This is a genomic window from Bordetella tumbae, assembly GCF_054780995.1.
The window spans coordinates 291,067-315,262 of record NZ_BAAGVG010000003.1 but is presented as its reverse complement, the minus strand read 5'-3'; the positions used below and the strand labels follow the sequence as shown (position 1 = coordinate 315,262).

Below are 24,196 nucleotides of genomic sequence, written 5' to 3'. Positions count from 1 at the left end.
GCTTAGAAAGTACGCGCTTTGGGCGGGAAGGACTCGACGGTCATGGGCTTCATCTGGACGGGTTTGTAGTCCAGGCGGCTGCCTTCGGAGTACCAAAGGGTATGCTTCAGCCAGTTTTCGTCGTCGCGGGTCGGGTGGTCGTCCAGCGCATGTGCGCCACGGCTTTCGGTACGATTGGCCGCCGACTTGATGGTGGCGCGTGCCACCTCGGTCATGTTCGCGACCTCGAGGGCCTCGACGCGAGCCATGTTGAAGACCTTGGACTTGTCCTTGTAGTAGATGTGCTCGGCTTGCTTGGCGAGGTCTTCGATCTGACCCACACCCTCGTTGAGCAATTCCAGCGTACGGAACACGCCGCAGTGACGCTGCATCGACACGCGGATGGCGTTGGCGACGTCTTGCGTCTTTTCGCCGGAGGTACGGCTCTCGAGCTTGGCCAGACGGTCCATCGAGAAATCGACGGCTTCTTTGGGCACAGGCTGGTGCGCGTGCTGGCGCTCGGGATGCGAATTCACGATGTGATTACCCGTGGCGCGGCCGAACACGATCAGGTCGAGCAGCGAGTTGGTGCCCAGGCGGTTGGCGCCGTGCACCGACACGGCAGCGCATTCACCGATGGCGTACAGGCCGTTGATGACCTTGTTTTCACCATTGACGCGGCTCAGCACCTGGCCGTGGTAGTTGGCCGGAATACCGCCCATCTGATAGTGGATGGTCGGCACGACCGGGATCGGTTCTTTGATCGGATCGACGTTGCCGAACTTGATCGCGATTTCGCGGATCGAGGGCAGACGCTTGTTGATGACGTCGGCGCCGAGGTGATCGAGCTTGAGCACCACGTAGCTGCCGTCGGGACCGCAACCACGGCCTTCTTTGATTTCCTGGTCCATCGAGCGCGACACGAAGTCACGCGGGGCCAAGTCTTTCAGCGTGGGCGCGTAGCGCTCCATGAAGCGCTCGCCATCCTTGTTCAAGAGGATGCCGCCTTCGCCGCGTACGCCTTCGGTAATCAGCACGCCCGCGCCAGCCACGCCGGTCGGGTGGAATTGCCAGAATTCCATGTCTTGCAGCGGGATGCCGGCACGAGCCGCCATGCCCAGGCCGTCACCGGTGTTGATGAAGGCGTTGGTGGAAGCCGCCCAGATACGGCCAGCGCCACCGGTGGCCAGCACCGTGGTCTTGGCTTCGAGGATGTAGACCTCGCCCGTTTCCATTTCGAGCGCGGTCACACCGACGACATCGCCCGCCTCGTTACGCAGCAGGTCCAGCGCCATCCATTCGACGAAGAACTGCGTACGGGCCGCCACGTTGCGCTGATACAGCGTGTGCAACAAGGCGTGGCCGGTACGGTCGGCAGCGGCACAGGCGCGCTGCACGGGTTTTTCACCAAAATTCGCAGTGTGTCCACCGAATGGACGTTGGTAGATCGTACCGTCGGCATTCCGGTCAAACGGCATGCCGAAATGCTCGAGTTCGTAGACCGCGTTGGGGGCTTCGCGGCACATGAATTCGATGGCGTCCTGGTCACCCAGCCAGTCCGAACCTTTGACGGTGTCGTACATGTGCCAGTACCAGTTGTCTTCGCTCATGTTGCCCAGCGAGGCGCTCACGCCGCCTTGGGCTGCCACGGTGTGCGAACGGGTCGGGAATACTTTGGACAGAACAGCTACGGACAGGCCAGCCTGGGCCAGTTGCAGCGAACAACGCATGCCGGCTCCGCCGGCGCCGACGACCACCACATCAAATTGGCGGCGTGGCAGGGAATTCATGACAGAGACCACGGCTTAGATACTCCAGAGGATTTTCGCGAAATAGACGACCGAGGCAACCAGCCAGAGGATCGTCAGCACTTGCAACAGCAGGCGCACGCCCGTGGGCTTGACGTAGTCCATCCAGATGTCGCGCACGCCGATCCAGGCGTGCCAGGCCAACGCAAAGAAGAACAAGCTGGCCAGCATCTGACCAGCCGGAATCGGGCCTGCGTGGAAGGTAAACAGGGCCTTCCAGTTTTCGTAGGAGAACGACGGCATCACCAGGAAGCCGACGATCAATACCAGGGTGTACACGGCCATGATGACAGCCGTGATGCGTTGTGCGATGAAATCGATGACGCCGTAGTGGGCTCCCACAACCAGGCGCTTGGGGCCGTAGTTTTTGGTATCAGCCATTACAGAACTCCGAACAATTTGAGAGCGAAGACCAGCGTCAGCGCCAGGCTGACACCAAAAGCCACACCGGCGCTTTTCTGGGCCGAGACTTTATCCAGACCGATGTGCAGGTCCAGCATCAGGTAGCGGATACCGGCGCAGAAATGGTGCAGATACCCCCACACCAACACCAGGAACACCAGTTTCACCAACGGGTTACCCGCGTATTCGGCAATCTGAGCGTAGCTTTCGGGCGAGGCCACGCTGGCCGCGAAGAGCGGCAGAATGACCAAGGGAAGACAGACAAACAGCAGCGCGCCGCTAACGCGGTGCAAGATGGACAGTTTTCCTGCCAGGGGCAGGCGGTATTTGGCGATTTGTGCAATGCCAATATTGCGAAACTGCGGACGTGGCTTGGCAGCGGTGTCGGACATGACGGCCTCGGTGTTACGGTGCTAGGGATTCGTGACAACGAAATTTGGAGTTGCCCTTGCGGACAAACACGCTATTTTCGCCTAGAGAACGGTTGGTATCAAATGGTGGGAAAAAAGCTCATCAATTCAAACTATTGCGGTAATGGTAGTGATCAGTCAGATAGAGACCGCGGCGGATTTCCACCGGACGGTCTCCGTAGGTATATGACACGCGGTCGACTTGTAACAACGGCGCGCCGGGCTCGACGCCCAGCAAGCCCGCAATTTCAGCCGGCGCCGCGACGGCGCGTAATTTTTCATCGGCACGCACCATGCTGACCCCGAACTCGGTTTCAAACAGGCCGTAGAGCGGGGCCTTGTTTGCCGTCAGCAACTCCAGGCTCAGGCCACGGAATACCGAGCCTGGCAACCAGATGTCGTCGATGACGGTGGGACGGAGGTTCATGGACAATTGGCGGCGAATCATCACGACGGTCTCGCCGGCGCGTAACTCAAGCGCGCGGGCAACCTCGGCAGGCGCACGCAGGCGCCGGCATTCGAGGATACAGCTCTCGGCGCGACCGCCCTCGCCTTCCTCGTCGGCAGCGAGCCGCAGAAAGCGATAGCGCACGCGCGCCTCGTGATGTGTCGCGACAAAGGTGCCTTTGCCTTGGCGTCGTAATAGGAGATGTTCGGCAGCCAGCTCGTCAACGGCCTTGCGTACCGTGCCCTGGCTGACCTGAAAGCGCGAAGCCAGATCGATCTCGCTGGGGATCAACTCGCCGGGCTTCCATTCGCCGCGTTCGAGGCTCTGCACCAGTAATTCTTTGATCTGGCGATATAGCGGACTGAAAGCGGCCCCCTCGCTCGCCGGACGAGCGGTGCGATGTCGTAGCGGAGGTTCGGGCCTAGGGTCTGCCATAGTGGTTTTATCAGCGTTGTCTGTCGGCCTGTCGACCCCTGCGAAGGCAGGATCAAAGTGCCGGGCAAACGCAGTATTGTGGCATAACAGGCGCGGCACTGTCCAACGTCTTATGTCTTATATAAGATATAAGAGCAATTGACGCAAACGTAAATTCGATCTAGGATTTGCAGTTACCTGAGACATAGATGGCGACGCACGCAGCGGCGCCCAGCGATTACACTGATTGCGAGATTTTTTCTCGTCGAACTCATCACGGAGAACGTTCATGTCCAAGCCCGCCTTGCGTGTCGCCGTCACCGGCGCCGCCGGCCAAATCGGCTACGCCCTGCTATTTCGCATCGCCTCGGGCGAAATGCTGGGAAAAGACCAACCGGTCATTCTGCAACTGCTGGAAATCCCTGACGAAAAAGCGCAAAAGGCCCTGAAGGGCGTCATCATGGAATTGGATGACTGCGCCTTCCCGTTGCTGCAGGAAATCACCGCTCACAGCGACCCCCGCACCGCCTTCAAAGACGCTGACGTGGCCCTGCTGGTCGGCGCCCGCCCCCGCGGCCCCGGCATGGAGCGCAAAGACCTGCTGAGCGTCAACGCCCAGATCTTCACGGCACAGGGCAAGGCCCTGAACGATGTCGCCAGCCGCAACGTCAAGGTCCTGGTCGTGGGCAACCCGGCCAACACCAACGCCTACATCGCCATGAAGTCCGCGCCGGATCTGCCCGCAAAGAACTTCACCGCCATGCTGCGCCTGGACCACAACCGTGCCCTGTCGCAACTGGCCGCCAAGTCGGGCAAAGCCGTCGCCGATATCGAAAAACTGGTCGTGTGGGGCAACCACTCGCCCACCATGTACCCCGACTTCCGCTTTGCCACCGTTGGCGGCGAGAGCCTGACCAAGCTGATCAATGACGACGCTTGGAATCGTGACACCTTCATCCCCACCGTGGGCAAGCGTGGCGCCGCCATCATCGATGCGCGCGGCCTGTCGTCGGCAGCGTCGGCTGCCAACGCCGCCATCGATCACGTGCGTGACTGGGTGCTGGGCAGCAACGGCAAATGGGTCACCATGGGTGTTCCGTCCGATGGTTCCTATGGCATCCCCGAAGGCATCATCTACGGCGTGCCGGTCACGACCGAAAACGGCGAATACAAGCGTGTCGAAGGCCTGGAAATCGACGCCTTCTCGCGCGAGCGCATGGACTTCACGCTGAAAGAGTTGCTCGAAGAGCGCGACGGCGTGAAAGACTTGCTGAAGTAATCTCCGCAAGCTGCCAGGCCGCAGGCCTGGCGGGCGGCGCGGCGACACTGCCGCGCCGTAATAAATCTGTTGCTTCCCCGTCCACGCAGTGGTCACTCGTCCGAAAAAAATGACTTTCCTCACCGGAAGCCATCCGCGACTGTCGGACAAAAAGACCCGCTGGAACACCCGATCAGGCCTCGATGCAGCCTGGCACGAGGAAACAGATTTATTGCGCAGCCCATTGCTGCTCATTTGATCCGTATGCGGTATGCGCCGCCGGCCTTTCATTGGCATCAGACCACGGACGGCGTTTCTGCATCATCAATCAGGCCCTGGCGCCAGACTGAGCGCCCAGCCATTCACGGAGACTCGCTCATGACCCGTCCTACCTCTCCTGGCGCCCTCTTTCGCCAGGCGCTGGCAGAAGAAAGCCCGCTGCAAATCATCGGCGCCATCAACGCCAATCACGCATTACTGGCCAAGCGTGCCGGATACCGCGCCATTTATCTGTCTGGCGGCGGCGTCGCTGCCGGTTCGCTCGGCCTGCCCGACCTGGGCATCAACACGCTGGACGATGTGCTGACGGATGTACGGCGCATCACCGATGTGTGCGACGTGCCATTGCTGGTCGACATCGACACGGGCTTCGGTCCGTCCGCATTCAACATTGCCCGTACCGTCAAGAGCCTGATCAAATTCGGCGCTGCAGCCTGCCATATCGAAGACCAGGTCGGCGCCAAACGCTGCGGCCATCGTCCCGGCAAGGAAATCGTCAGCACCGAGGAAATGGCCGATCGCGTCAAAGCCGCTGCCGACGCTCGCACGGATTCGGATTTTTATCTGATCGCTCGCACCGATGCGATTGCCTCGCACGGCGTAGATGCAGCGATCGAACGCGCATTGGCATGTGTCGAAGCAGGCGCTGACGCGATCTTTGCCGAAGCCGCCTACGATCTGCCGACCTATGATCGATTCGTCAAAGCCGTCAACGTACCGGTGTTGGCCAACATCACCGAGTTCGGCAAGACACCGTTATTCACCGTGGAAGAGCTCGCCAGCGTCAATGTGGCTATGGTGCTGTACCCCTTGTCCGCCTTCCGCGCCATGAACAAGGCTGCTGAAAACGTGTACCAGGCGATCCGCCGCGACGGCCACCAAAAGAACGTGCTGGACACGATGCAGACGCGCGACGAGTTGTACGATCGCATCGGCTATCACGCATTCGAATCGCAATTGGACGCGCTATTCCAGCAAGGCAAAAACAAGTAATTCCCGTACTGGCCGGCCTGGATTTTCCACCGGCCAGTACTGCAAGTCCTACTTTCGCCCCATTTGACGCCAACAAAGGAAAGGAGTCAGAGACATGAGCACATCGAAGAAACAAGCCGCTACGGCCGAGACCACCAAAACGGGGGCTCCGACAGAAGAAAAGGCGGGCTTCAAACCTAAAAAATCCGTCGCGTTGTCGGGTGTCGTGGCCGGTAATACGGCGCTGTGTACTGTCGGCCGCACGGGTAACGATTTGCACTATCGCGGCTACGACATCCTGGATTTTGCCGGCGAGGCCGAGTTCGAAGAAATCGCGCATTTGCTGGTGCATGGCAAACTGCCGAACAAGGCTGAGCTAAAAGCCTACAAGGAAAAACTGCGTGCGCTGCGTGGCCTGCCGGTGCAACTGCAAAACGTGCTGGAAAGCCTGCCCGCCGCTAGCCATCCGATGGACGTAATGCGTACCGCCGTCTCAGTGCTGGGCTGCGTATTGCCTGAAAAGGACGATCACAACATCCCCGATGCGCGTGACATCGCCGATCGTTTGATGGCTAATCTGGGTTCCTCGTTGCTGTACTGGTATCACTACAGCCACAACGGCCGCGTCATCGATGTGCAAACGGATGATGACAGCATCGGCGGCCATTTCCTGCATCTGCTGCATGGCAAGAAGCCGTCCGACGAATGGGTCCGCGCCATGCATACGTCGCTGATCCTGTACGCCGAGCATGAGTTCAACGCCTCGACGTTCACCAGCCGCGTCATTGCCGGCACCGGCTCGGATATTTATTCGGCGATTACCGGCGGGATCGGCGCGCTGCGCGGCCCGAAACACGGTGGCGCCAACGAGGTGGCTTTCGAAATCCAGAAGCGCTATGACAGCCCGGAGGAGGCAGAGGCCGACATCCGCCGCCGCGTCGAAGCCAAGGAAGTCGTCATCGGTTTTGGTCACCCTGTCTATACGGTTTCGGATCCGCGCAACAAGGTCATCAAGGAAGTGGCACACAAGCTTTCCAAGAAGGCCGGCAGCACCAAGATGTTCGACATCGCCGAGCGTCTGGAAACGGTGATGTGGGAAGTCAAAAAGATGTTCCCGAACCTGGATTGGTTCTCGGCGGTCAGCTATCACATGATGGGCGTGCCTACGGCCATGTTCACGCCGCTGTTCGTGATTGCGCGTACGGCGGGGTGGTCGGCTCACATCATTGAGCAGCGGGTCGATAACAAGATCATTCGTCCTACGGCTAACTATATCGGGCCGGATGATCTGAAGTATGTGCCGTTGGAAAAGCGTAAATAACGGGTAGGTGTTGATCATGCGAGCGTTGGGGTAGTAGTTGCTCGCGGATCGATGAGTTCTTTAGACGCCGGGGGCCGTCGCCTATAAGCCCCACCGGCCCTATCACCGCGGCTCGGCCCATTAGCAGGGGCCGAGGTCCCCTTCGGGGACTGCCCGCGGTTCAACGGGCCGGTGGGGCTTATAGGCGACGGCCCCCGGCTTGCAACTGCATTTATTGACGAGAGTTATCGCGCGACGCCCTCCTGCTTGCGGTTGCTCTGATTGAGAACGGCGATGCGCGTTAATTTTGGTTTGAGGCGTACTGGGCGTGGCCGTGGCCGAAGGACCAGTTTTCTTTGACGACTTCGACGAGGTTGATGAATACGTCCTCAGGACGGATGCCTGGATCCTCGCCAAGTAATTTCACGAGTCGCTGGAACAGCGCTTTTTTCTGGTCCAGGTCTCGTGTATTGCTGACAGTCATCTGGATGTAGACCAGGTCGTCGCTGCGGGCGACATTCATATACGAGGGACTGTAGCGAAAGTTCGCCGCCTCGTGCTCGGTCAAGATCATGAATTGATCGTCTTCAGGGACGTTGAACGTCTCTCGCAATGCGCGGTACACATTGTTGAAAATTGCCTGCCGATAGGCTTCTGGCTTTCCCGTGCGCAATGAAACATGAACGAATGGCATAGCAGTGCTCCTGGTGATGGACGCACTCATCGTATCTATTCTGATAAGCTATTTATACTTATTTCATTAATAAATATTTGAAATGATAGCGACCTCTCTAGACCTAGACGCAGTGCGGGCGTTCGTGCAAATCGTCGAGCTGGGCAGCTTCACGCGTGCCGCCGAAGCGCTGCAGATAACTCAGGCTGCGGTCAGCCTGAAACTCAAGCGGCTTGAGGACAGAGTGGGATTCCGACTGGTGGAGCGCACGCCCCGATATGTGGAGCTATCTGCACAAGGCAATGCGTTCTTGGAGCATGCACGCGCATTGCTGGACGCCCACGATCGCGCGCTATCGGTTTTTTCTGGAACCCGGCAACGTCTGACCATCGGCATCAGCGACCATGTCGCCGGGCCGGAGCTGCCTGCCTTGATCTCGCGCATGAATGCGCAAGACCCCGATTTGGTGATCGAAATTCGCATCGGTTCATCCGGCGATTTGATTCAGCGGTACGAACGACGAGAGTTTGATACCGTGATCGTCCGGCAACATTTGGGACGCACTGACGGGCAGGTGCTCGCGGAAGAAACGCTAGGCTGGTTTGCAGCACCTGGTTGGCAGCCGCGAGCAAATGAGCCACTACCGCTAGCCACCCTCGCCGAGCCGTGCGGCGTAAGAGCGCTAGCCGGCAAGCTGCTGGATGAAGCCGCAGTGCCCTGGACCGAAGTGTTTGTTGGCGGTGGCGTAGCGGCCGTCGCCGCAGCGGTCATGGCGGGGTTAGGCATCGCGGCATTGGCCCCCCGGATGTTGCCTTTCGGCGCTGTCGACATAGGTTCCAAACTGGGCCTGCCTGCACTGCCCAGCCTGCCGATCTTGTTGCATACCCGAGTCAAATCGCCGCGAGCGACCGATACGCTGATTGCGCTGTCCGCAGCATTCAAGGCCGCGGCGCGGGGATAAGCTGTCGCGAGCTTATTTCAGGCGTATTCCCAACTCTTTAATGAGAGGCGCCATCTCGGCACGATCCGTCTTGATCGTTGACGCGAGCACCTCCGGCGTACTGCCGATGGGGATCATTCCGAGTGTTTGCATTTGCGCTTTCATCGCCGGCTCTTGCAGGATGGTGGAGACCGCGAGCTGAATCGCAGTGACGCGCTCGGCAGGAATACCCGTTGGCGCCATCAGGCCGATCCAGGGTTGCGGCGCATAACCGCTCATACCGGACTCTTGCAACGTCGGCGTATCAGGCATACCGGCAAAACGCTGCGGGCTAGTGATGGCCAAACCACGCAATCTCCCGCTGTCCACTAAACCTTTGGCGCTCGAAGGGGCATCCAACGCCACATCCAACTGCCCTCCGATCAAGTCGTTGAGAGTAGTACCGGACGAGGAGGATGGCGCATAAAGTGCTTTGATGCCCGCCCTGCGCGCCGTTTGCTCCCAAACCAAATGAAAGGCAGTGCCGATGGAAAACGAACCGACATTGAGTTCGCGTTTTTTGCTCTCACGGACGAAATCGTCCCATGTTTTTAATGGACTGTCTGCGGCGACGACAAAAAGAAACGGCGTGCGCGCAACCAGCGAGATAGGCTGTAGGTCATCGATGGGATCGAAATCGTCAACCGCAAAGGGAACGATAGTGATGGCCGATGCCACCACCATGCCCAAGGTATAACCGTCGGGTGGCGCCTTCAGTAGCGCGCCTGTACTGATGATGCCCGATGCGCCCGGACGATTCTCGACAATAACGGGTTGTCTCCATGTTTCGGACAGCCTGGTGGCCAACACCCGCAGCATGACGTCTACTGGGCCGCCTGCCGGGTTGGACACGATGATACGTACAGGACGATCAGGATATTCCGCATGGGCTGCGTTCGCCAACAGCACGGCAGCCAACATGACTAAGACACGTCGCAACATGAGTTCCCCTTTGAAGTTTTCGTCATCGTTTTAGTGCGCAGTCAACGCTTGTTGATGCGGCGCTGGCGGCCAGCCGGGCGACTGGCCTCGGATAAAAGCAATCCAGGCGCGCTGCGTTTGTTGCGAGAGTGATGCGGCTGCGCCGGCGCTGAGTCCCTGCAACATAGGCGCATGGGCGAACACATCCAGATTGCCGAAGACGAACGGCAACTCGATACAATGGCACGCGCCGAAACGAGCCGTCGGTGCAACGTCAAAGCGAGCCAGCCAGGACTGTCGGCCATGCCTGGCCGCATTGGCAGCCCAGGCCCGAGCGGGTTGATCAAAAAATTCGTCACCCAGCGCAGCACTCGCTGCATTGACACCCTGCCCCGGAAACGCTGCCATTTCGTCTCGGGTATAAGAGACCAGGACGTCTGCGCGCGCTACCGCACGCGCCAACGCGGCGTCCATGTCCTCGGGCAGAATGGCGCCGTCGCGCACTGGAGCAAACAGCGAGCGGCCACTGCCCTCGTCTTGCAATGCCTGTAATACGACAGGATGCTGCTGTGCGGCCAACAATGTGCTGACAGGTAATTCCCGGGCCTCGTCCAGTGAACGCACGCCACAAGCATTCATGTAGGCTTGCGCCAGTCTCTCGCCTTGAGCGGCACTGCGCCAACCTCGGCCCAACGCCGCGCTTTGCAAGATCGCGCGAGAAAACCGCGGTTGCCGAGCAAGCATCGCGCAAATAGACGAAGCCCCTGCCGACTGCCCCATCAATGTCAATGCCGCAGGATCTCCACCAAATGCTGCGATGTGCTTAATGACCCAATCCACGGCCAATTCCTGGTCAAGCAAACCGGCGTTGGGCATCCCTCCCGGCAACGCCAACCATCCCAACGCAGCGAGGCGATAGCTGACAGCCACGACCACCACATCCCCTTGCGCCGCCAATCGCGCGCCGTCATACCAAGGCAAGATGCCTCCGCTTTGCCATGCACCGCCATGCAGCCAAATCACGACCGGACGGCGCGCGGCATCAGTGCCGGGCGTCCATATCGTCAAGCGTAGACAGTCTTCGTCTTGCGTGGCGATGAAGTCGCCCATTGCATCGCGCAATCGAGATGGCAACTGCGGGGCAATCGGCGCGGGGCCTGTCACATTCAGCTGTCCGCTCCAACACGCGGGCTCAGGGGCGGCAAAGCGCAATGGGCCAATGGGCGCTTGGCCATAAGGGATTCCGCAAAAACGACTGATACCCGCTGCGCGCAAGCCGCGCAGCGTACCTTGAGGCAAACCAACTTCGACTGCGTCACTCATCGCCCGCTCTCTTCATCAACGAGAGACTATGGTAGGGGCGATTCGTCTAGCTAAGACATGCAACTTTCGACAAATGTCATGCGTATTACGCATGCCCTAGAACACTTCGTATTGCTGGCGCTGCAGAACATCCCTGTCTGCGCGGATGGCTTGCGCCAGCACAGAAGAAAACGCGCGCACAGGCCTGGTGCTAGGGCGATCCCGCCGCCAGATAGCCGATAGCGGCGAACGCTGTACGGGCGGCAGCACCGGCAGCATGATGAGCTCACCCCGCGCCTGCCTGATCGCCGCCACACTGCCTGGCATGAGCCACAGATAATGACCACCTTGCAGCATTTCCATACTGAACTCTGGTGACAGCGCGCCCACCATGTCCGGCACCGAAAATCCATCTTGGATCAAACGGCGCTCAAGTTCGCCCCGAATGCGGCTGCCAGGCAATGCCGTAATCCATGGATAGCGGACATAGTCCTCAAGCGTACTTTGTGGTTGATCGACCAGAGGGTGCCGATTCGAACACGCCAATATCACGGCATCATGCACGAGCGCTATCGAACGATAGATCTGAGGATTCACGGCGGCGCTATATCGGCTGATCAGTACGTCAATGGCACCGGCATCCAACTGTTCTATGAGTTGCTCATGTGACCCAACTTCAATCGTCAGCATGACACGTGGATACTTTGCTTGAAAACGACGAGCTGCAGGCGCAATAGGCCAGCCAGCAAACATCGAAAAGCCCCCAACGGTCAAGCTGCCTTCATCGCCACGGGATATCGCAGCCAACTCGATCTCTGCGCGCCGGAAGTCCACGAGCAGTTGCCGCGCGTGACGGCACATCGCCATTCCCAAGGGCGTACATGACGTTCCTTTTGCAGCCCGTTCAAACAGCCTGGCGCCGACGAGCTCTTCGATCTCCGCGATTGCCCGGGACAGGCCCGATTGCGTCGTGTTGAGTTGCGCGGCCGCTTTGGACAAATTGCCCAACTCGGCGACTATCAACACAATTTCCAAATGGCGTACCCGCAATTTGCCTTTGAAGGGAATCATACGAGACCTTAGAAAACAGTGGCCTGATTATTCCCTTGGAACGACGTGCTGACAATGAGGGCTGATACTGGTCAATGTCTTTCGATTATCATGACTTTCACAGCCTCGACAGGGGGCGTCAGACTTGAGTCATCGTAACGTCCGGCACCGCGGCGGTAACGATGATTTCGACGAGTACATCTTCGGCCCCCATCAGACATTGCGCCGTGGCACGTGTAGGAGCAGCATCCGGCGCGGTCCAACTGTCCCAGACTTCATTCATGCCTTGAAAGTCGTTTTTGATATCTTTGAGCCATATTTGTGCTGTGAGAAGGTGATGCTTGCTTGTCCCAGCCCTTGCGAGAAATGAGTCTATCTTCGCCAGAGTCTGCTGCGTCTGCCCTCGGATATCCTGGCTGCGATCATCGGCAGCCTGGCCGCTCACAAACGCTATACCGTTGTAGATCACGACTCGACTGCGACGTTTGTCCGTTGCAATGCGCACGATGTTTGACATTTGAATCCTTCGTTAAGCGCTCAGTTCGCCAAGCGTCACGGGTTTGATGGGAGGACGTATACGGTAATAGCCCACTGTTTCTGGAGAGACTCCCCGTACACTCGCAATAAGCTCAGACACCGTCAACCCACACAAGCGTCCCTGACACGGCCCCATCCCACAACGTCCGAACGCTTTGGTCTGGTTCGGGCCCACGCAACCCAGTGCGGCGTACTGCTTGATCTGTCCTGCTGTGATCTCTTCACAGCGACAGACGACCACGGAATCGTCCTCAGGTATTCGATGCGAATCCGGTGGTCTGTATAGTGCATCAAGGAACGGCCTGATATGAAGTTGACGGCGCATTTCCTTGCGTATTTCTGCCTCCTTCAGGCGGTAATCCGTCATGCTTACCCCATGCCGCTTCGCGGCAATAGCGATGGCGGCTATACGCCCCTGACAAGCCGACGCCTTCGCGCCAACGATTCCACGACTGTCGCCAGCGATATAAATGCCGGAATCTTCGATCTGTCCATAAGCGTCCGTCTCAGGCACCCAGCAAAGCTGCCGGGCGTTCCAGGAGTGTTTGGCTCGAAGCGCCCAACTGAACTGCGTGTTGGGCACAACTCCCTGATGCAATAGCACCAACGGCGTATCGATGCGATGTTCACGATTGTCGTGAGTGAAGCAGAATGCCTCCGCTCGCGCCGAGCCAACAATCGAGAAGTCTTGCGCACCGGCATAAACGGGAATGCGATGGTGACGCAAGTTGGCCAGCATACGTAGTCCCTTGCTTAGATCACGCCATCCCTTGAACGCGCTGGACAGATGGCGTGCCGATCTCATATAGTCGCCGTGTTGCGTGCAATGCACGACAGCCTTCAGCGTCACACCGGCACGCAAATATTGATCGGCTAACAAGTACAGCAATGGTCCGCACCCTGCGAGCACAACTGGTTCGCGAGGGACAGCACCCGCTGTCTTATATAAAATCTGTGCTGCGCCCGCGCCCATCACCCCAGGCAGCGTCCAGCCCGGCACAGGGAATGGGCGCTCCATAGCACCGGTGGCTAGCACAATATTGCGCGCCTGCAGCGCCATACTGGCCCCCTGCCGAAGATAGTTGACCCGCAGGTCCCGCCCAATATTCCAAACGGAAGCGCCAGCAATGTGGTCCGCGCCACTGCGGGCGAATGCCTCGGCAAGTGCAGCCCCTGCCGCGTAGTCATCACCCAGTACTGTGCGACGCCCTGCACCGGCCGATTCGACACTACGGTAAATCTGCCCTCCCACTGCCGGTTGCTCGTCAAGCAATGCAACGCTAAGCCCTTCTTTTCGTGCTTGAATCGCTGCAGCGAGGCCTGCAGGACCAGCGCCTACGATCACCACGTCCATGACATTAATCTCCATGCCGTACGTCCTCTTGCAGAGTGGGGAGTGCCGAGGCACCGTGCTGACGCCTAATGATCATTCCGTCACGAACCAATGTCAGGCAGGCCTGGCGACTGGGTTTACCGTCGATCTCGACCAAACAGTCGAAGCAGACACCCATCATGCAATACGGCGCGCGCGAGGCGGCGGAAATCGAAGTCGTTCGAAAATGATCCACGCCGCTCATGAGCAGCGCTGCCGCTACCGTAATGCCCGCGGGTACCACGAGGACCTCGTGGTCGAATCGCAATGTGACAGTGCCCAACTCATCAGAAGGAGTGGAAGTAAACAGCGCATGCGTGAGCAAGGACGTATCAATGCGCATTTGCATGGCTCCTGCTGCTATCGAGATATCGATCTCCCGCAAACGCATTGATGTCATCCGGCGCGGTTATGCGACCTGCCATCCACGGCCCCACCACGTAGGCATGCATACCTGCTAACGAGATGCCACTGTGGCTGGTGGCAACGAACACACCGGGGTACATCGCAGACTCCTGATAGATAGGCGTGCCGTCAGGGGTCATTACGCGCAACGCGCCCCAGGCCCGAACGAGACGAGCATCACCAAGAATGGGAAAGGTAGTCACAGCCCGCTTGGCGATGGCTTCAGTGGCCAATACTGTCGTGCCATCATCCAATCCGACGTCCTCCACCGAGAAACCCAGTTGCACCGTACCTTCGCTGGTCTGCCTTGCCTTGTTCGTGGGATAGGACAGGAATGGCTTGAGCCGTTCGGTAATAAGCACCTGTCCCCGATTCGGGGTTACCGGAGCATGCAGACCCACCTGTCTTGCGAGTTCGCAGTTTCCCAGTCCGGCCGCCAGCACCACACGCGATGCATGCCAGGTTCTGCCACAGGCACTCTCGACTTCAAAGCGTCCAACATCCTGATGTCTTATCCGAGCGACGTCGACATTGGATATGACGCGCGCGTGCAGAGCGTGCAGTCCCGCGTGTAGTGCATGCAGAAGCTTGAGTGGATTGACGTGGCCATCCAATGGGCAGTAACTACCGCCTGCGACTTTCGAGCCAATCGCCGGCAGGCGATTTTTAAGTTCTGCATGGCTTAGCATTTCATATGGGACATCCGTACCGGCATCCTTGATTCTTGCCAACATGCTCGCGCGTGCCTGCAATTCGGCATCGTTAAAGCCGATCCAGAAACCACCTGGTTGCTTGAGATCCACATCAACGCCCGTGAGTTCGCGCAGATCATTGGCCAGCGCGGGCCATAAATCAACGGCATCACGGCACCAGCGTGCATATCGCGGAAACCCATCCCCTTTACTGTGTACCCAGACCAACCCGAAGTTGCCCCTCGATGCGCGATGGGCGATGTCACCCTGGTCAAGGAGGGTGATAGACATACCAGCTCGGGCGGCGCCAAAGGCTATTGCAGCGCCGACCACACCACCACCCACAACAATCATTTCTTCTTTGCTCATGTGTGTGCCGTTATTCCAGAACGATGTTGTTATCTTTGATAACCTTGCCCCACTTGGCGTTATCCGCGCTGATCCGCTGGGCAAACTGCTTCGCCGATCCTGGTGCTACAGCGACGCCGAGGTCTTCATGCTGTTTCACGACACTCGCGTCTGCCAAGACGGCGTTGATTTCACGATTGAGCTTATCCACCACGCTGGCAGGCAAACCGGCAGGGCCGATCACTCCGCTCCACGTCTCCATCTCCACAATGGGAAAGCCCGCTTCGGCGATCGTCGGCACATCGGGTAAAACGGCTGAGCGCTTTGGACCCGTGATGGCCAGCGCACGAAGGCGCCCTGCTTTGACTTGAGGCTGCATGGACGTGAGATTGCCGATCATCATTTGGATCTGTCCTCCGGCTAAATCAGACTCAGCAGCTGGCGCGCTTTTATAGGGAACGTGTTCGATTTGTATGTCGGCGCTAGTCCGAAACAGCTCTGTCACCACATGCAATGAAGTGCCATAACCGGTCGACCCATAGAAAACCTTTTTAGGGTGAGCCTTGGCGTATTCAACCAGTTCCTTCACAGAGTGAACAGGAAGGCTCGGTGTGACCGCAAGCAGGTTGGGAGCCGTCATTTGCATCGCGATCGGAGTGAAGTCTTCCAAAGGCTTGTAGGGGAGATTCTTGGCAGACAGTGCGGCGACGACGTAGGTGGCGAGATTTGCGCCTCCTATGGTGTAGCCATCGGCGGGCGCCTTGGCGATCTCATTGAGGGCTATAGCGCCCGATGCTCCTGGTTTATTCTCGATAATGATGGACTGACCAAGCCGTTGCGACAGAGACGCCGCGAGAACACGAGCGGTCGAGTCTGCCGCACCGCCCGGTGCAGCGGGCACGATGAATCGAATCGCCCGCTCAGGGTATTCCGCAAGTGCCACCTGTGTGGTGGCTAAGGACGCGAGTAGCGCGAAAAGTGTGGCGCTGCAAGCACTAGGTAGTACATGTGTCATCACCATCCCTTTTTCTAATTGATGTTCAGGAGATGGTATGGAGTCACGCATAATTAATCCATGCGTGAAGTTTGGTCTATCTATTCGGAAATGCTATGTATCTCGGCGTTTTCGATGGCTGCTCGCATGCACTGCACCAGATCGCGTGCAGGTTCACTCAGTCTTGTGTCACTCATCGCCGCCGCATAGACCGTGTAACGCAACGGCGGATGCAATGGCAACGTAATTCCGCCACGGCGTCTGTGGTGTACGCCTGACAGCGGATCAACCACGGAAATACCCATACCTCGAAGGACAAGTTCACTGACAGAGTGTGCCAGTGACGCCTCCACCATGCTGTCTAATTGTTTCCCTTCAGTCGTTAGCCATGCGTCCAGCCGCTTTTCGAAGGTACCGGTGAAACCAATGAATGGTTTATCGAGAAGGTCCTCAGGGCCTACAGAACCTATGTCCGGAGACAGATACTTGGCGCTGCCAATACACACACAGTCGCCCGTGAATGTCGCGACAGTTTCCAGCCCACCCATCGAAAGTGTGTCGGCTGTGAATCCGATATCGGCTTGACGATTTCGCACATTTCGCGCGACTTCCGCGTACGACGCCACAGTCAGGCTGATAATGACATCAGGATATTTCGCATGCAAATGCTCGATAATCTCAGGCATAACAGAATGCCCGATTGACGGAATCGCACAGATGGAAAGTCGCCCCATCTTTTGCTTGCGAAGTTGATCGGAAAATCGCGTGATGTCCTCGAGTCCAACGAACGACTGCTGAACCTTCATCATTATTGCCAGGGCTTCATCCGTCGGCTTCATTGTTCGTCCGACCTTCATGAAAAGCGGAAAGCCCACGACATTTTGAAAGTCGGCCAACAATCGACTCATGGACGGCTGTGAAATCTCCATAGCGTCAGCACCGGCGCTGATGCCACCATGCATGATCGTCGCGCGAAAGGCTTCAATCATTCTATGCGTCATTACTTTTTTTGCCATATTGGAATATTGCAGAGGTAAGTCGTGGCTTGACGCTAGTTCAGCTTGAGTGCGCTACATCACCTCGGCAATCTCAGCGAGCCTCCCAAGGCACGCGCACCCACCCTTCCATCAACACACGAGCACTACGCGACATCACGGCTTTCGTAACGGTCCATTCACCATCAACCGAGCGTGCCTCTGCTCCCACCCGCAATGTCCCGGACGGATGCCCGAACCGCACCGCATCGCGTTCGCCGCCGCCTGCCGCCAAGTTCACCAGCGTCCCTGGCACCGCTGCCGCCGTCGCAATAGCCACCGACGCTGTGCCCATCATCGCATGGTGCAACTTACCCATCGACAAGGCACGCACCAACACATCGATATCCCCGGCACCGATGGATTTGCCGCTGGATGCGGTGTACGCCTTGGGCTTGGACACGAATGCAACTTTGGGCGTGTGTTGACGGCCGGCGGCCTGATCTGGCGACGCAATCAAGCCCATACGTACCGCACCATGAGCGCGGATCGTTTCAAAGCGTGCCAACGCAGCCGGATCGCTATTAATGTCGTCCTGCAGTTCGGTACCGGTGTAGCCCAGCGCCTCGGCATCCAGAAAAATCGTGGGAATACCGGAATTGATGAACGTCGCCTTGAATTTCCCGACACCCGGCACATCCAGCTCGTCGACCACATTCCCCGTCGGGAACATCGAACCGCCATCACCGTCGCCTTCGTCCGCAGGGTCTAAAAACTCGATCTGAACCTCGGCCGCCGGAAACGTGACGCCATCGAGCTCGAAGTCTCCGGTCTCCTGCACCTGACCATTGGTTATCGGCACATGAGCGACGATGGTCTTGCCGATGTTGGCCTGCCAGATCCGCACGATCGCGATTCCGTTCTCGGGCACGCGTGCGGCATCCACCAGACCATTCGCAATCGCAAACGGCCCTACCGCCGCGGACAAATTGCCGCAATTACCGCTCCAGTCCACGAACGGCTGGTCAATCGACACTTGGCCAAACAGGTAGTCCACATCATGCTCAGGACGAGTACTCTTGGACAAGATCACGGTCTTGCTCGTGCTGGACGTGGCGCCTCCCATACCGTCGGTCTGCTTGCCGTAGGGATCGGGGCTGCCAATCACGCGCAGCAACAGCGAATCGCGATTGGGCCCCGGTACCTGAGCCGCTTCGGGCAAATCCGTCAGTTTGAAAAACACGCCTTTGCTGGTGCCTCCGCGCATATATGTCGCGGGTATCTTGATTTGTGGTGCGTGAGTCATCGACCAGTCCTGAAAATAGATAGCGCCATCTGCGCAATAGGATTCAGGCTTGGCCACCACGCTAACGGGCAAACCAAGCCGGTGTTGTGTCTCAAATGCTCTGCTCGATACATGCAGCAGGCACTTTAACCCGCCTTGCTGGCAGCATCCGTGGACGACGCCTCAAGAAAATCTTGTGCAAAGCGTTGCAGCACGCCGCCTGCCTCGTAAATCGAGACCTCCTCTGCCGTATCGAGCCGGCACGTCACGGGCACCTCGATGGTTTCGCCATCGCGACGATGCACGATCAACGTCAAATCAGCGCGCGGCTTGCGTTCGCCCACGACGTCATACGTTTCCGTGCCATCCAACGCGAGTGTCTTGCGATCCGTGCCCGGCTTGAACTCCAGCGGCAACACGCCCATGCCGAGCAGGTTGGTACGGTGGATACGCTCAAAGCCCTCGGCCACGATGGCCTCGACGCCCGCCAGACGCACGCCTTTGGCGGCCCAGTCGCGCGACGAGCCCTGGCCGTAATCAGCGCCAGCCACGATGATGAGCGGCTGCTTGCGCTGCATATAGGTTTCGATGGCTTCCCACATGCGCATCGTCTGGCCTTCGGGCTCGACACGAGCCAGCGAGCCTTGTTTTACGCTGCCATCGTCGTTGCGCACCATCTCGTTGAACAGCTTGGGATTGGCAAACGTCGCGCGTTGCGCCGTCAGGTGGTCGCCGCGGTGAGTCGCATAGGAATTGAAATCTTCCTCGGGCAATCCCATTTTCGCCAGATACTCACCCGCCGCACTATTGAGCAGAATGGCGTTCGAAGGCGACAGGTGATCCGTCGTGATGTTGTCGCCCAGCACGGCCAACGGACGCATGCCGCGCAGGGTACGCTCGCCGGCCAATGCGCCCTCCCAGTACGGCGGACGGCGGATGTACGTGCTTTGCTCGCGCCATGCATACAACGGGCTCACCGCCTCGCGGCGCTGATCGCGAATACCGAACATCGGCGCATAGACCTTGCGGAATTGTTCGGGTTTGACCGCCGCCTGGACCACGGCGTCGATTTCCTCGTCGCTGGGCCAGATGTCCTTCAGGCGAATGTCTTTGCCGTCAGCGTCCTGACCCAACACGTCTTGCTCGATATCAAAGCGGATAGTCCCAGCGACGGCATACGCGACTACCAATGGTGGCGAGGCCAGAAAGGCCTGCTTGGCATAGGGATGGATGCGGCCATCGAAATTGCGGTTGCCTGACAACACGGCGGTGGCGTACAGATCGCGGTCGATGATCTCTTGCTGAATCTTGGGATCCAATGCGCCCGACATGCCATTGCACGTCGTACAGGCAAACGCGACGACGCCAAAACCCAGTTTTTCCAGTTCGGTCGTCAAGCCGGCTTCGTCCAAGTACAACTCGACAGCCTTCGATCCAGGCGCAAGCGACGTTTTGACCCAGGGCTTGCGTGTGAGGCCGGCACGGTTGGCGTTGCGCGCCAACAGCCCCGCCGCGATGACGTTGCGTGGATTGCTGGTGTTGGTACAGCTGGTGATCGCGGCAATGATGACGGCGCCATCCGGCATCAGGCCGGGCTCGTTTTCCACCACGCCGGCAATGCCGCGTTCGGCCAGATCAGACACAGGCAGGCGGCGATGCGGATTCGAGGGACCAGCCAAGGTGCGCACCACGCTCGACAGATCGAAGCGCAGCACACGCTCGTACTGGACCTGTTTCAAGCTGTCTGACCACAGGCCTGCTACCTTGGCGTACGTTTCCACCAAGCGTACCTGCGCGTCTTCTCGGCCCGTGAGCTTCAGATAGTCGATCGTCTGCTGATCAATGGAGAACATGGCCGCCGTCGCGCCATACTCGGGCGCCATATTGGAAATCGTCGCGCGATCGCCCAACGTCAGGCTCGCAGCGCCCTCGCCATAGAACTCCAGATACGCGCCCACGACTTTTTCCTTGCGCAGGAATTCAGTCAAGGTCAGCACGATATCCGTGGCCGTAATGCCGGGCTGACGACGTCCCGTCAACTCTACCCCGACGATATCGGGCAGACGCATCCAGGACGCGCGTCCCAGCATGACGTTCTCGGCCTCCAGGCCGCCGACGCCGATTGCGATCACGCCCAAGGCATCCACATGCGGCGTATGACTGTCCGTACCCACCAGGGTATCCGGATACGCCACGCCATCCTGAGCATGAATTACCGGAGACATGCGCTCCAGGTTGATCTGGTGCATGATCCCGTTGCCCGGCGGCACCACGTCGACGTTGTGAAAGGCCTCGCGCGTCCAGTCGATGAAATGGAAACGGTCTTCGTTGCGACGGTCTTCGACAGCGCGATTCTTTGCAAACGCATCGGGCTCGAAACCGCCGTGCTCGACCGCCAACGAGTGATCCACGATCAACTGCACCGGCACCACGGGATTGACCTTGGCGGGGTCGCCGCCCATATCGGCGATCGCATCACGCAGACCCGCCAGATCGACCAGCGCGGTCTGCCCCAGAATGTCATGACAGACCACGCGAGCCGGAAACCACGGAAAATCCAGATCCCGGCGGCGCTCGATCAATTGGCGCAAGGCATCGTTCAACAAAGCGGGATCACAACGCCGCACCAGGTTTTCCCCCAGCACACGAGAGGTGTACGGCAGTTGATCATAGGCGCCCGGCGCGATCGCCTCGACCGCAGCGCGCACGTCGAAATAGTCGAGATTAGTGCCCGGCAAGGGCTTGCGGAATTGAGTGTTCAAGATGCCTCCGTTTGCGGCAGGTTGCTCTGCGCGATCTGATGTTCGATATTGAGACGGGATGCGCGTATGTGTCTGCGCATCAGCAATTCAGCCAACTCGCCATCGCCGTCAGCGATAGCGTCGAGAATGCGGTGATGCTCGGTAAATGCCTGACGAGGCCGATTGGGCGTCGTCGAATATTGAATACGATACATGCGGGCCAGCTGATAGAGTTCGTCGCAAAGCATGCGAATCAGCATCTGGTTGCCGCTGGCCTGGACGATACGGTAGTGAAAGTCGTAATCGCCCTCTTGTTGATAGTAACCACGGCCTGCCTGGAATGCCTCATCGCGCTCGTGAGCCTCGAGCACGCGACGCAGCTCATCCGCGGCCGCCGGCGTCATCCGCTCGGCAGCCAGGCGACAGGCCATGCCCTCGAGCGACTCGCGGATCTGGTAGAGCTCGCAGAGTTCTTGTTGGCTCAGCGACACGACGCGGGCCCCCACGTGCGGGACGCGCACCAGCAGGCGCTGTCCCTCTAGCCGGTGTATAGCCTCGCGCAGCGGTCCGCGGCTGATGCCATAGGTGCGCGCCAATTCCGGCTCGGAAATCTTGCTGCCGGGAGAGATGTCGCCTTTGACGATGGCGGACTGAATCTTGCGGAACACATGCTCGGAGAGCGTTTCCGATTCGCTCGCGGCAGGTACGGGCAACGTGAGGACTTTTTCCACCATGTCGACAATTCATAGGTTATTTCGGATTAAATTATAGCCATGAGGGGATTTATTGGCTAGATTGTCAACAATCATTGAAATTCGCGCCCGACATTTCCCATCCGCCATGTGCTGGACTCGCCAGTCTTGACGTTGGCGTGTTGACACACTGCCCTGCCACCGTGATTTCATGTGGATTGCCATGCCTTTGATTCGACCCATCGTCTCCTGTCCCCGATAACGGGGCTTCGGCGTACGCCCTGGCCCCACCCGCGCACATAGCGCGGATTGCACAGAAGGAGCCCACATGTCCACTCATATCTCCAATGTCCGCCCCGAACCCGATCAGGTCCTCATAGACATTGTCGATTATGTTCTCGACTATCAAATCCAGAGCAGCCTGGCCTATGAAACGGCCCGCAATTGCCTGATCGATACGCTGGGCTGCGGCTTGGAGGCCCTGGAATACCCGGCGTGCCGCAAACTGCTCGGCCCGATCGTGCCGGGCACGGTCGTCCCGTATGGTGCCAAGGTCCCGGGTACCCAATTCCAGCTCGACCCGGTCCAGGCCGCTTTCAACATCGGCGCCATGATCCGCTGGCTGGACTTCAACGACACCTGGCTCGCAGCGGAATGGGGGCACCCTTCGGACAATCTGGGCGGCATCCTGGCCACCGCGGACTGGCTGTCGCGCAATGCCGTTGCCGTGGGCAAATCCCCGCTCACCATGCGCGATGTGCTGACAGGCATGATCAAGGCCCATGAAATCCAGGGGTGCATTGCCCTGGAGAACTCATTCAACAAAGTCGGCCTCGATCATGTCGTCCTCGTCAAAGTCGCCTCCACTGCCGTCGTCGCGCAAATGCTCGGCCTGAGCCGCGAGGAAACCATCAACGCGGTTTCGCTGGCCTGGGTCGACGGCCAGAGCCTGCGCACCTATCGTCATGCGCCGAATACGGGCAGCCGCAAAAGCTGGGCCGCGGGCGACGCCACCAGCCGCGCAGTACGACTGGCGTTGATCGCAAAGACAGGCGAGATGGGCTACCCCTCGGTGCTCAGCGCAAAAACTTGGGGGTTTTACGACGTCCTATTCAAAGGCCAGCCCTTCAAGTTTCAGCGCCCGTATGGCAGCTACGTCATGGAAAACGTGCTGTTCAAAATCTCGTTTCCAGCCGAGTTTCATGCGCAAACCGCAGTGGAATGCGCCATGACGATTCATGATCAGCTCGGCGCTGCTGGCAAATCAGTGGGCGACATCAAGCAGATCATCATCCGCACCCACGAGGCATGCATTCGCATCATCGACAAGAAGGGCCCGCTCAATAACCCGGCCGACCGCGATCACTGCATCCAATACATGGTGGCGATCCCCATTCTGTTCGGCCGCCTCACCGCCGCGGACTACGAGGATGACATCGCGCACGATCCGCGCATTGACCTCCTGCGCGACAAGATCATCTGCGTGGAGGATCCCGCCTATACCCGCGACTATCACGACCCGGACAAGCGATCGATCGCTAATGCGCTGACGGTGATTTTTAACGACGGCACGCAGTTGGACGAGGTGGTATGCGAATACCCGATCGGGCACAAACGGCGGCGCGGCGATGGGATTCCGTTGCTCGAAGCGAAGTTCAGGACGAATCTGGCTCGGGTCTTTCCAGCGAAACAGCAGACGCGGATTCTGGAGGTCTCGTTAGATCAGAGGGTGTTGGAGGAAATGCCGGTGCATGAATACGTGGATTTGTATGTGATTTAGAGCTCTTGGTCGGTTGCTGCGTTGCTGCGTTGCTGCGCTTTGGGTTGCCGCGAAATTGTGTTCGTGACTTGCCTCGGACTGAGTTCTGCTGTTCGAGGATGCTCCTGCAGGGAAGATCATCTGTGATGGGCATGCCATCACTATCGTAGGCGGCCTGAATGACGGTACTTTCGTATTAATC

General features: G+C 58.6%; 22 protein-coding genes. 5 read left to right on the top strand and 17 right to left on the bottom strand.

Annotation, left to right across the window (positions count from 1 at the left end):
• Positions 1-2 precede the first annotated feature (2 nt).
• From sdhA to ACYVI2_RS02975, 4 genes are all read right to left on the bottom strand, one after another.
• Positions 3-1,781 carry a succinate dehydrogenase flavoprotein subunit gene (gene sdhA, locus ACYVI2_RS02990; protein ID WP_415819074.1) on the bottom strand — a complete coding sequence of 593 codons (1,779 nt, stop codon included), beginning with the start codon at positions 1,779-1,781 and terminating at the stop codon, positions 3-5.
• A 3-nt stretch (positions 1,782-1,784) separates the two neighbouring features.
• The gene (sdhD, locus tag ACYVI2_RS02985) at positions 1,785-2,168 is read right to left on the bottom strand and encodes a succinate dehydrogenase, hydrophobic membrane anchor protein (RefSeq protein ID WP_094820306.1); all 384 of its coding nucleotides are present in this window, start codon (positions 2,166-2,168) and stop codon (positions 1,785-1,787) included.
• Positions 2,168-2,581, bottom strand: a complete 414-nt coding sequence (gene sdhC, locus ACYVI2_RS02980) for a succinate dehydrogenase, cytochrome b556 subunit (protein ID WP_415819075.1) — start codon at positions 2,579-2,581, stop codon at positions 2,168-2,170. Before sdhC ends, sdhD begins: the two co-directional genes overlap by 1 nt.
• Before the next feature lie 121 nt (positions 2,582-2,702).
• Positions 2,703-3,482 (bottom strand): GntR family transcriptional regulator, encoded by a 780-nt coding sequence (locus ACYVI2_RS02975; RefSeq protein ID WP_415819076.1) that lies wholly within the window; start codon positions 3,480-3,482, stop codon positions 2,703-2,705.
• Positions 3,483-3,750: 268 nt separating this feature from the next.
• Between ACYVI2_RS02975 and ACYVI2_RS02970 the strand changes: the two genes are divergently transcribed.
• The 3 genes from ACYVI2_RS02970 to prpC all read left to right on the top strand — a co-directional run bounded on the left by ACYVI2_RS02970 (position 3,751) and on the right by prpC (position 7,291).
• Positions 3,751-4,740, top strand: a complete 990-nt coding sequence (locus tag ACYVI2_RS02970; protein ID WP_460490260.1) for a malate dehydrogenase — start codon at positions 3,751-3,753, stop codon at positions 4,738-4,740.
• 357 nt (positions 4,741-5,097) lie between these two features.
• Positions 5,098-5,991, top strand: coding sequence for a methylisocitrate lyase (gene prpB / locus ACYVI2_RS02965; protein WP_415806280.1), 894 nt, complete (start codon positions 5,098-5,100; stop codon positions 5,989-5,991).
• Positions 5,992-6,085: 94 nt separating this feature from the next.
• Complete coding sequence (gene prpC / locus ACYVI2_RS02960; protein ID WP_415819078.1) at positions 6,086-7,291, top strand: bifunctional 2-methylcitrate synthase/citrate synthase; 1,206 nt, start codon at positions 6,086-6,088, stop codon at positions 7,289-7,291.
• 280 nt (positions 7,292-7,571) lie between these two features.
• On the opposite strand, the gene ACYVI2_RS02955 is transcribed toward prpC, so the two are convergent.
• The gene (locus ACYVI2_RS02955) at positions 7,572-7,964 is read right to left on the bottom strand and encodes a tautomerase family protein (protein WP_415819079.1); all 393 of its coding nucleotides are present in this window, start codon (positions 7,962-7,964) and stop codon (positions 7,572-7,574) included.
• A gap of 82 nt (positions 7,965-8,046) precedes the next feature.
• Here ACYVI2_RS02955 and ACYVI2_RS02950 point away from each other — a divergent pair, with 82 nt between their 5' ends.
• A complete protein-coding gene (locus tag ACYVI2_RS02950) occupies positions 8,047-8,904 on the top strand; it encodes a LysR family transcriptional regulator (protein WP_415819080.1) in 858 nt (285 codons plus the stop codon).
• A gap of 12 nt (positions 8,905-8,916) precedes the next feature.
• On the opposite strand, the gene ACYVI2_RS02945 is transcribed toward ACYVI2_RS02950, so the two are convergent.
• From ACYVI2_RS02945 to ACYVI2_RS02890, 12 genes are all read right to left on the bottom strand, one after another.
• The gene (locus ACYVI2_RS02945) at positions 8,917-9,864 is read right to left on the bottom strand and encodes a Bug family tripartite tricarboxylate transporter substrate binding protein (RefSeq protein WP_415819081.1); all 948 of its coding nucleotides are present in this window, start codon (positions 9,862-9,864) and stop codon (positions 8,917-8,919) included.
• A 30-nt stretch (positions 9,865-9,894) separates the two neighbouring features.
• Positions 9,895-11,166 carry a carboxylesterase family protein gene (locus tag ACYVI2_RS02940; protein WP_415819082.1) on the bottom strand — a complete coding sequence of 424 codons (1,272 nt, stop codon included), beginning with the start codon at positions 11,164-11,166 and terminating at the stop codon, positions 9,895-9,897.
• Positions 11,167-11,262: 96 nt separating this feature from the next.
• Positions 11,263-12,216, bottom strand: coding sequence for a LysR family transcriptional regulator (locus ACYVI2_RS02935; protein WP_415819083.1), 954 nt, complete (start codon positions 12,214-12,216; stop codon positions 11,263-11,265).
• Positions 12,217-12,334: 118 nt separating this feature from the next.
• A complete protein-coding gene (locus ACYVI2_RS02930) occupies positions 12,335-12,712 on the bottom strand; it encodes a RidA family protein (RefSeq protein ID WP_415819084.1) in 378 nt (125 codons plus the stop codon).
• A 12-nt stretch (positions 12,713-12,724) separates the two neighbouring features.
• Positions 12,725-14,101, bottom strand: a complete 1,377-nt coding sequence (locus tag ACYVI2_RS02925; protein ID WP_415819085.1) for an FAD/NAD(P)-dependent oxidoreductase — start codon at positions 14,099-14,101, stop codon at positions 12,725-12,727.
• A complete protein-coding gene (locus tag ACYVI2_RS02920) occupies positions 14,091-14,447 on the bottom strand; it encodes a (2Fe-2S)-binding protein (protein WP_415819086.1) in 357 nt (118 codons plus the stop codon). The genes ACYVI2_RS02925 and ACYVI2_RS02920 overlap by 11 nt, the downstream gene beginning before the upstream one ends.
• Positions 14,437-15,570 carry an NAD(P)/FAD-dependent oxidoreductase gene (locus ACYVI2_RS02915; RefSeq protein WP_415819087.1) on the bottom strand — a complete coding sequence of 378 codons (1,134 nt, stop codon included), beginning with the start codon at positions 15,568-15,570 and terminating at the stop codon, positions 14,437-14,439. The genes ACYVI2_RS02920 and ACYVI2_RS02915 overlap by 11 nt, the downstream gene beginning before the upstream one ends.
• Before the next feature lie 10 nt (positions 15,571-15,580).
• On the bottom strand, positions 15,581-16,615 hold the full coding sequence (locus ACYVI2_RS02910; protein ID WP_415819088.1) for a Bug family tripartite tricarboxylate transporter substrate binding protein: 1,035 nt from the start codon (positions 16,613-16,615) through the stop codon (positions 15,581-15,583).
• Positions 16,616-16,644: 29 nt separating this feature from the next.
• Positions 16,645-17,559 carry a LysR substrate-binding domain-containing protein gene (locus ACYVI2_RS02905; protein WP_415819089.1) on the bottom strand — a complete coding sequence of 305 codons (915 nt, stop codon included), beginning with the start codon at positions 17,557-17,559 and terminating at the stop codon, positions 16,645-16,647.
• Between the two features lie 73 nt (positions 17,560-17,632).
• Positions 17,633-18,823 (bottom strand): 2-methylaconitate cis-trans isomerase PrpF, encoded by a 1,191-nt coding sequence (gene prpF / locus ACYVI2_RS02900; protein ID WP_415819090.1) that lies wholly within the window; start codon positions 18,821-18,823, stop codon positions 17,633-17,635.
• Between the two features lie 125 nt (positions 18,824-18,948).
• Positions 18,949-21,564: a Fe/S-dependent 2-methylisocitrate dehydratase AcnD gene (gene acnD / locus ACYVI2_RS02895; protein WP_415819091.1), complete on the bottom strand. Its 2,616-nt coding sequence runs from the start codon at positions 21,562-21,564 to the stop codon at positions 18,949-18,951.
• Positions 21,561-22,277 carry a GntR family transcriptional regulator gene (locus ACYVI2_RS02890; protein ID WP_094837794.1) on the bottom strand — a complete coding sequence of 239 codons (717 nt, stop codon included), beginning with the start codon at positions 22,275-22,277 and terminating at the stop codon, positions 21,561-21,563. The genes acnD and ACYVI2_RS02890 overlap by 4 nt, the downstream gene beginning before the upstream one ends.
• Positions 22,278-22,563: 286 nt before the next feature.
• Here ACYVI2_RS02890 and ACYVI2_RS02885 point away from each other — a divergent pair, with 286 nt between their 5' ends.
• Positions 22,564-24,015: a bifunctional 2-methylcitrate dehydratase/aconitate hydratase gene (locus ACYVI2_RS02885; protein ID WP_415819092.1), complete on the top strand. Its 1,452-nt coding sequence runs from the start codon at positions 22,564-22,566 to the stop codon at positions 24,013-24,015.
• Positions 24,016-24,196 lie beyond the last annotated feature (181 nt).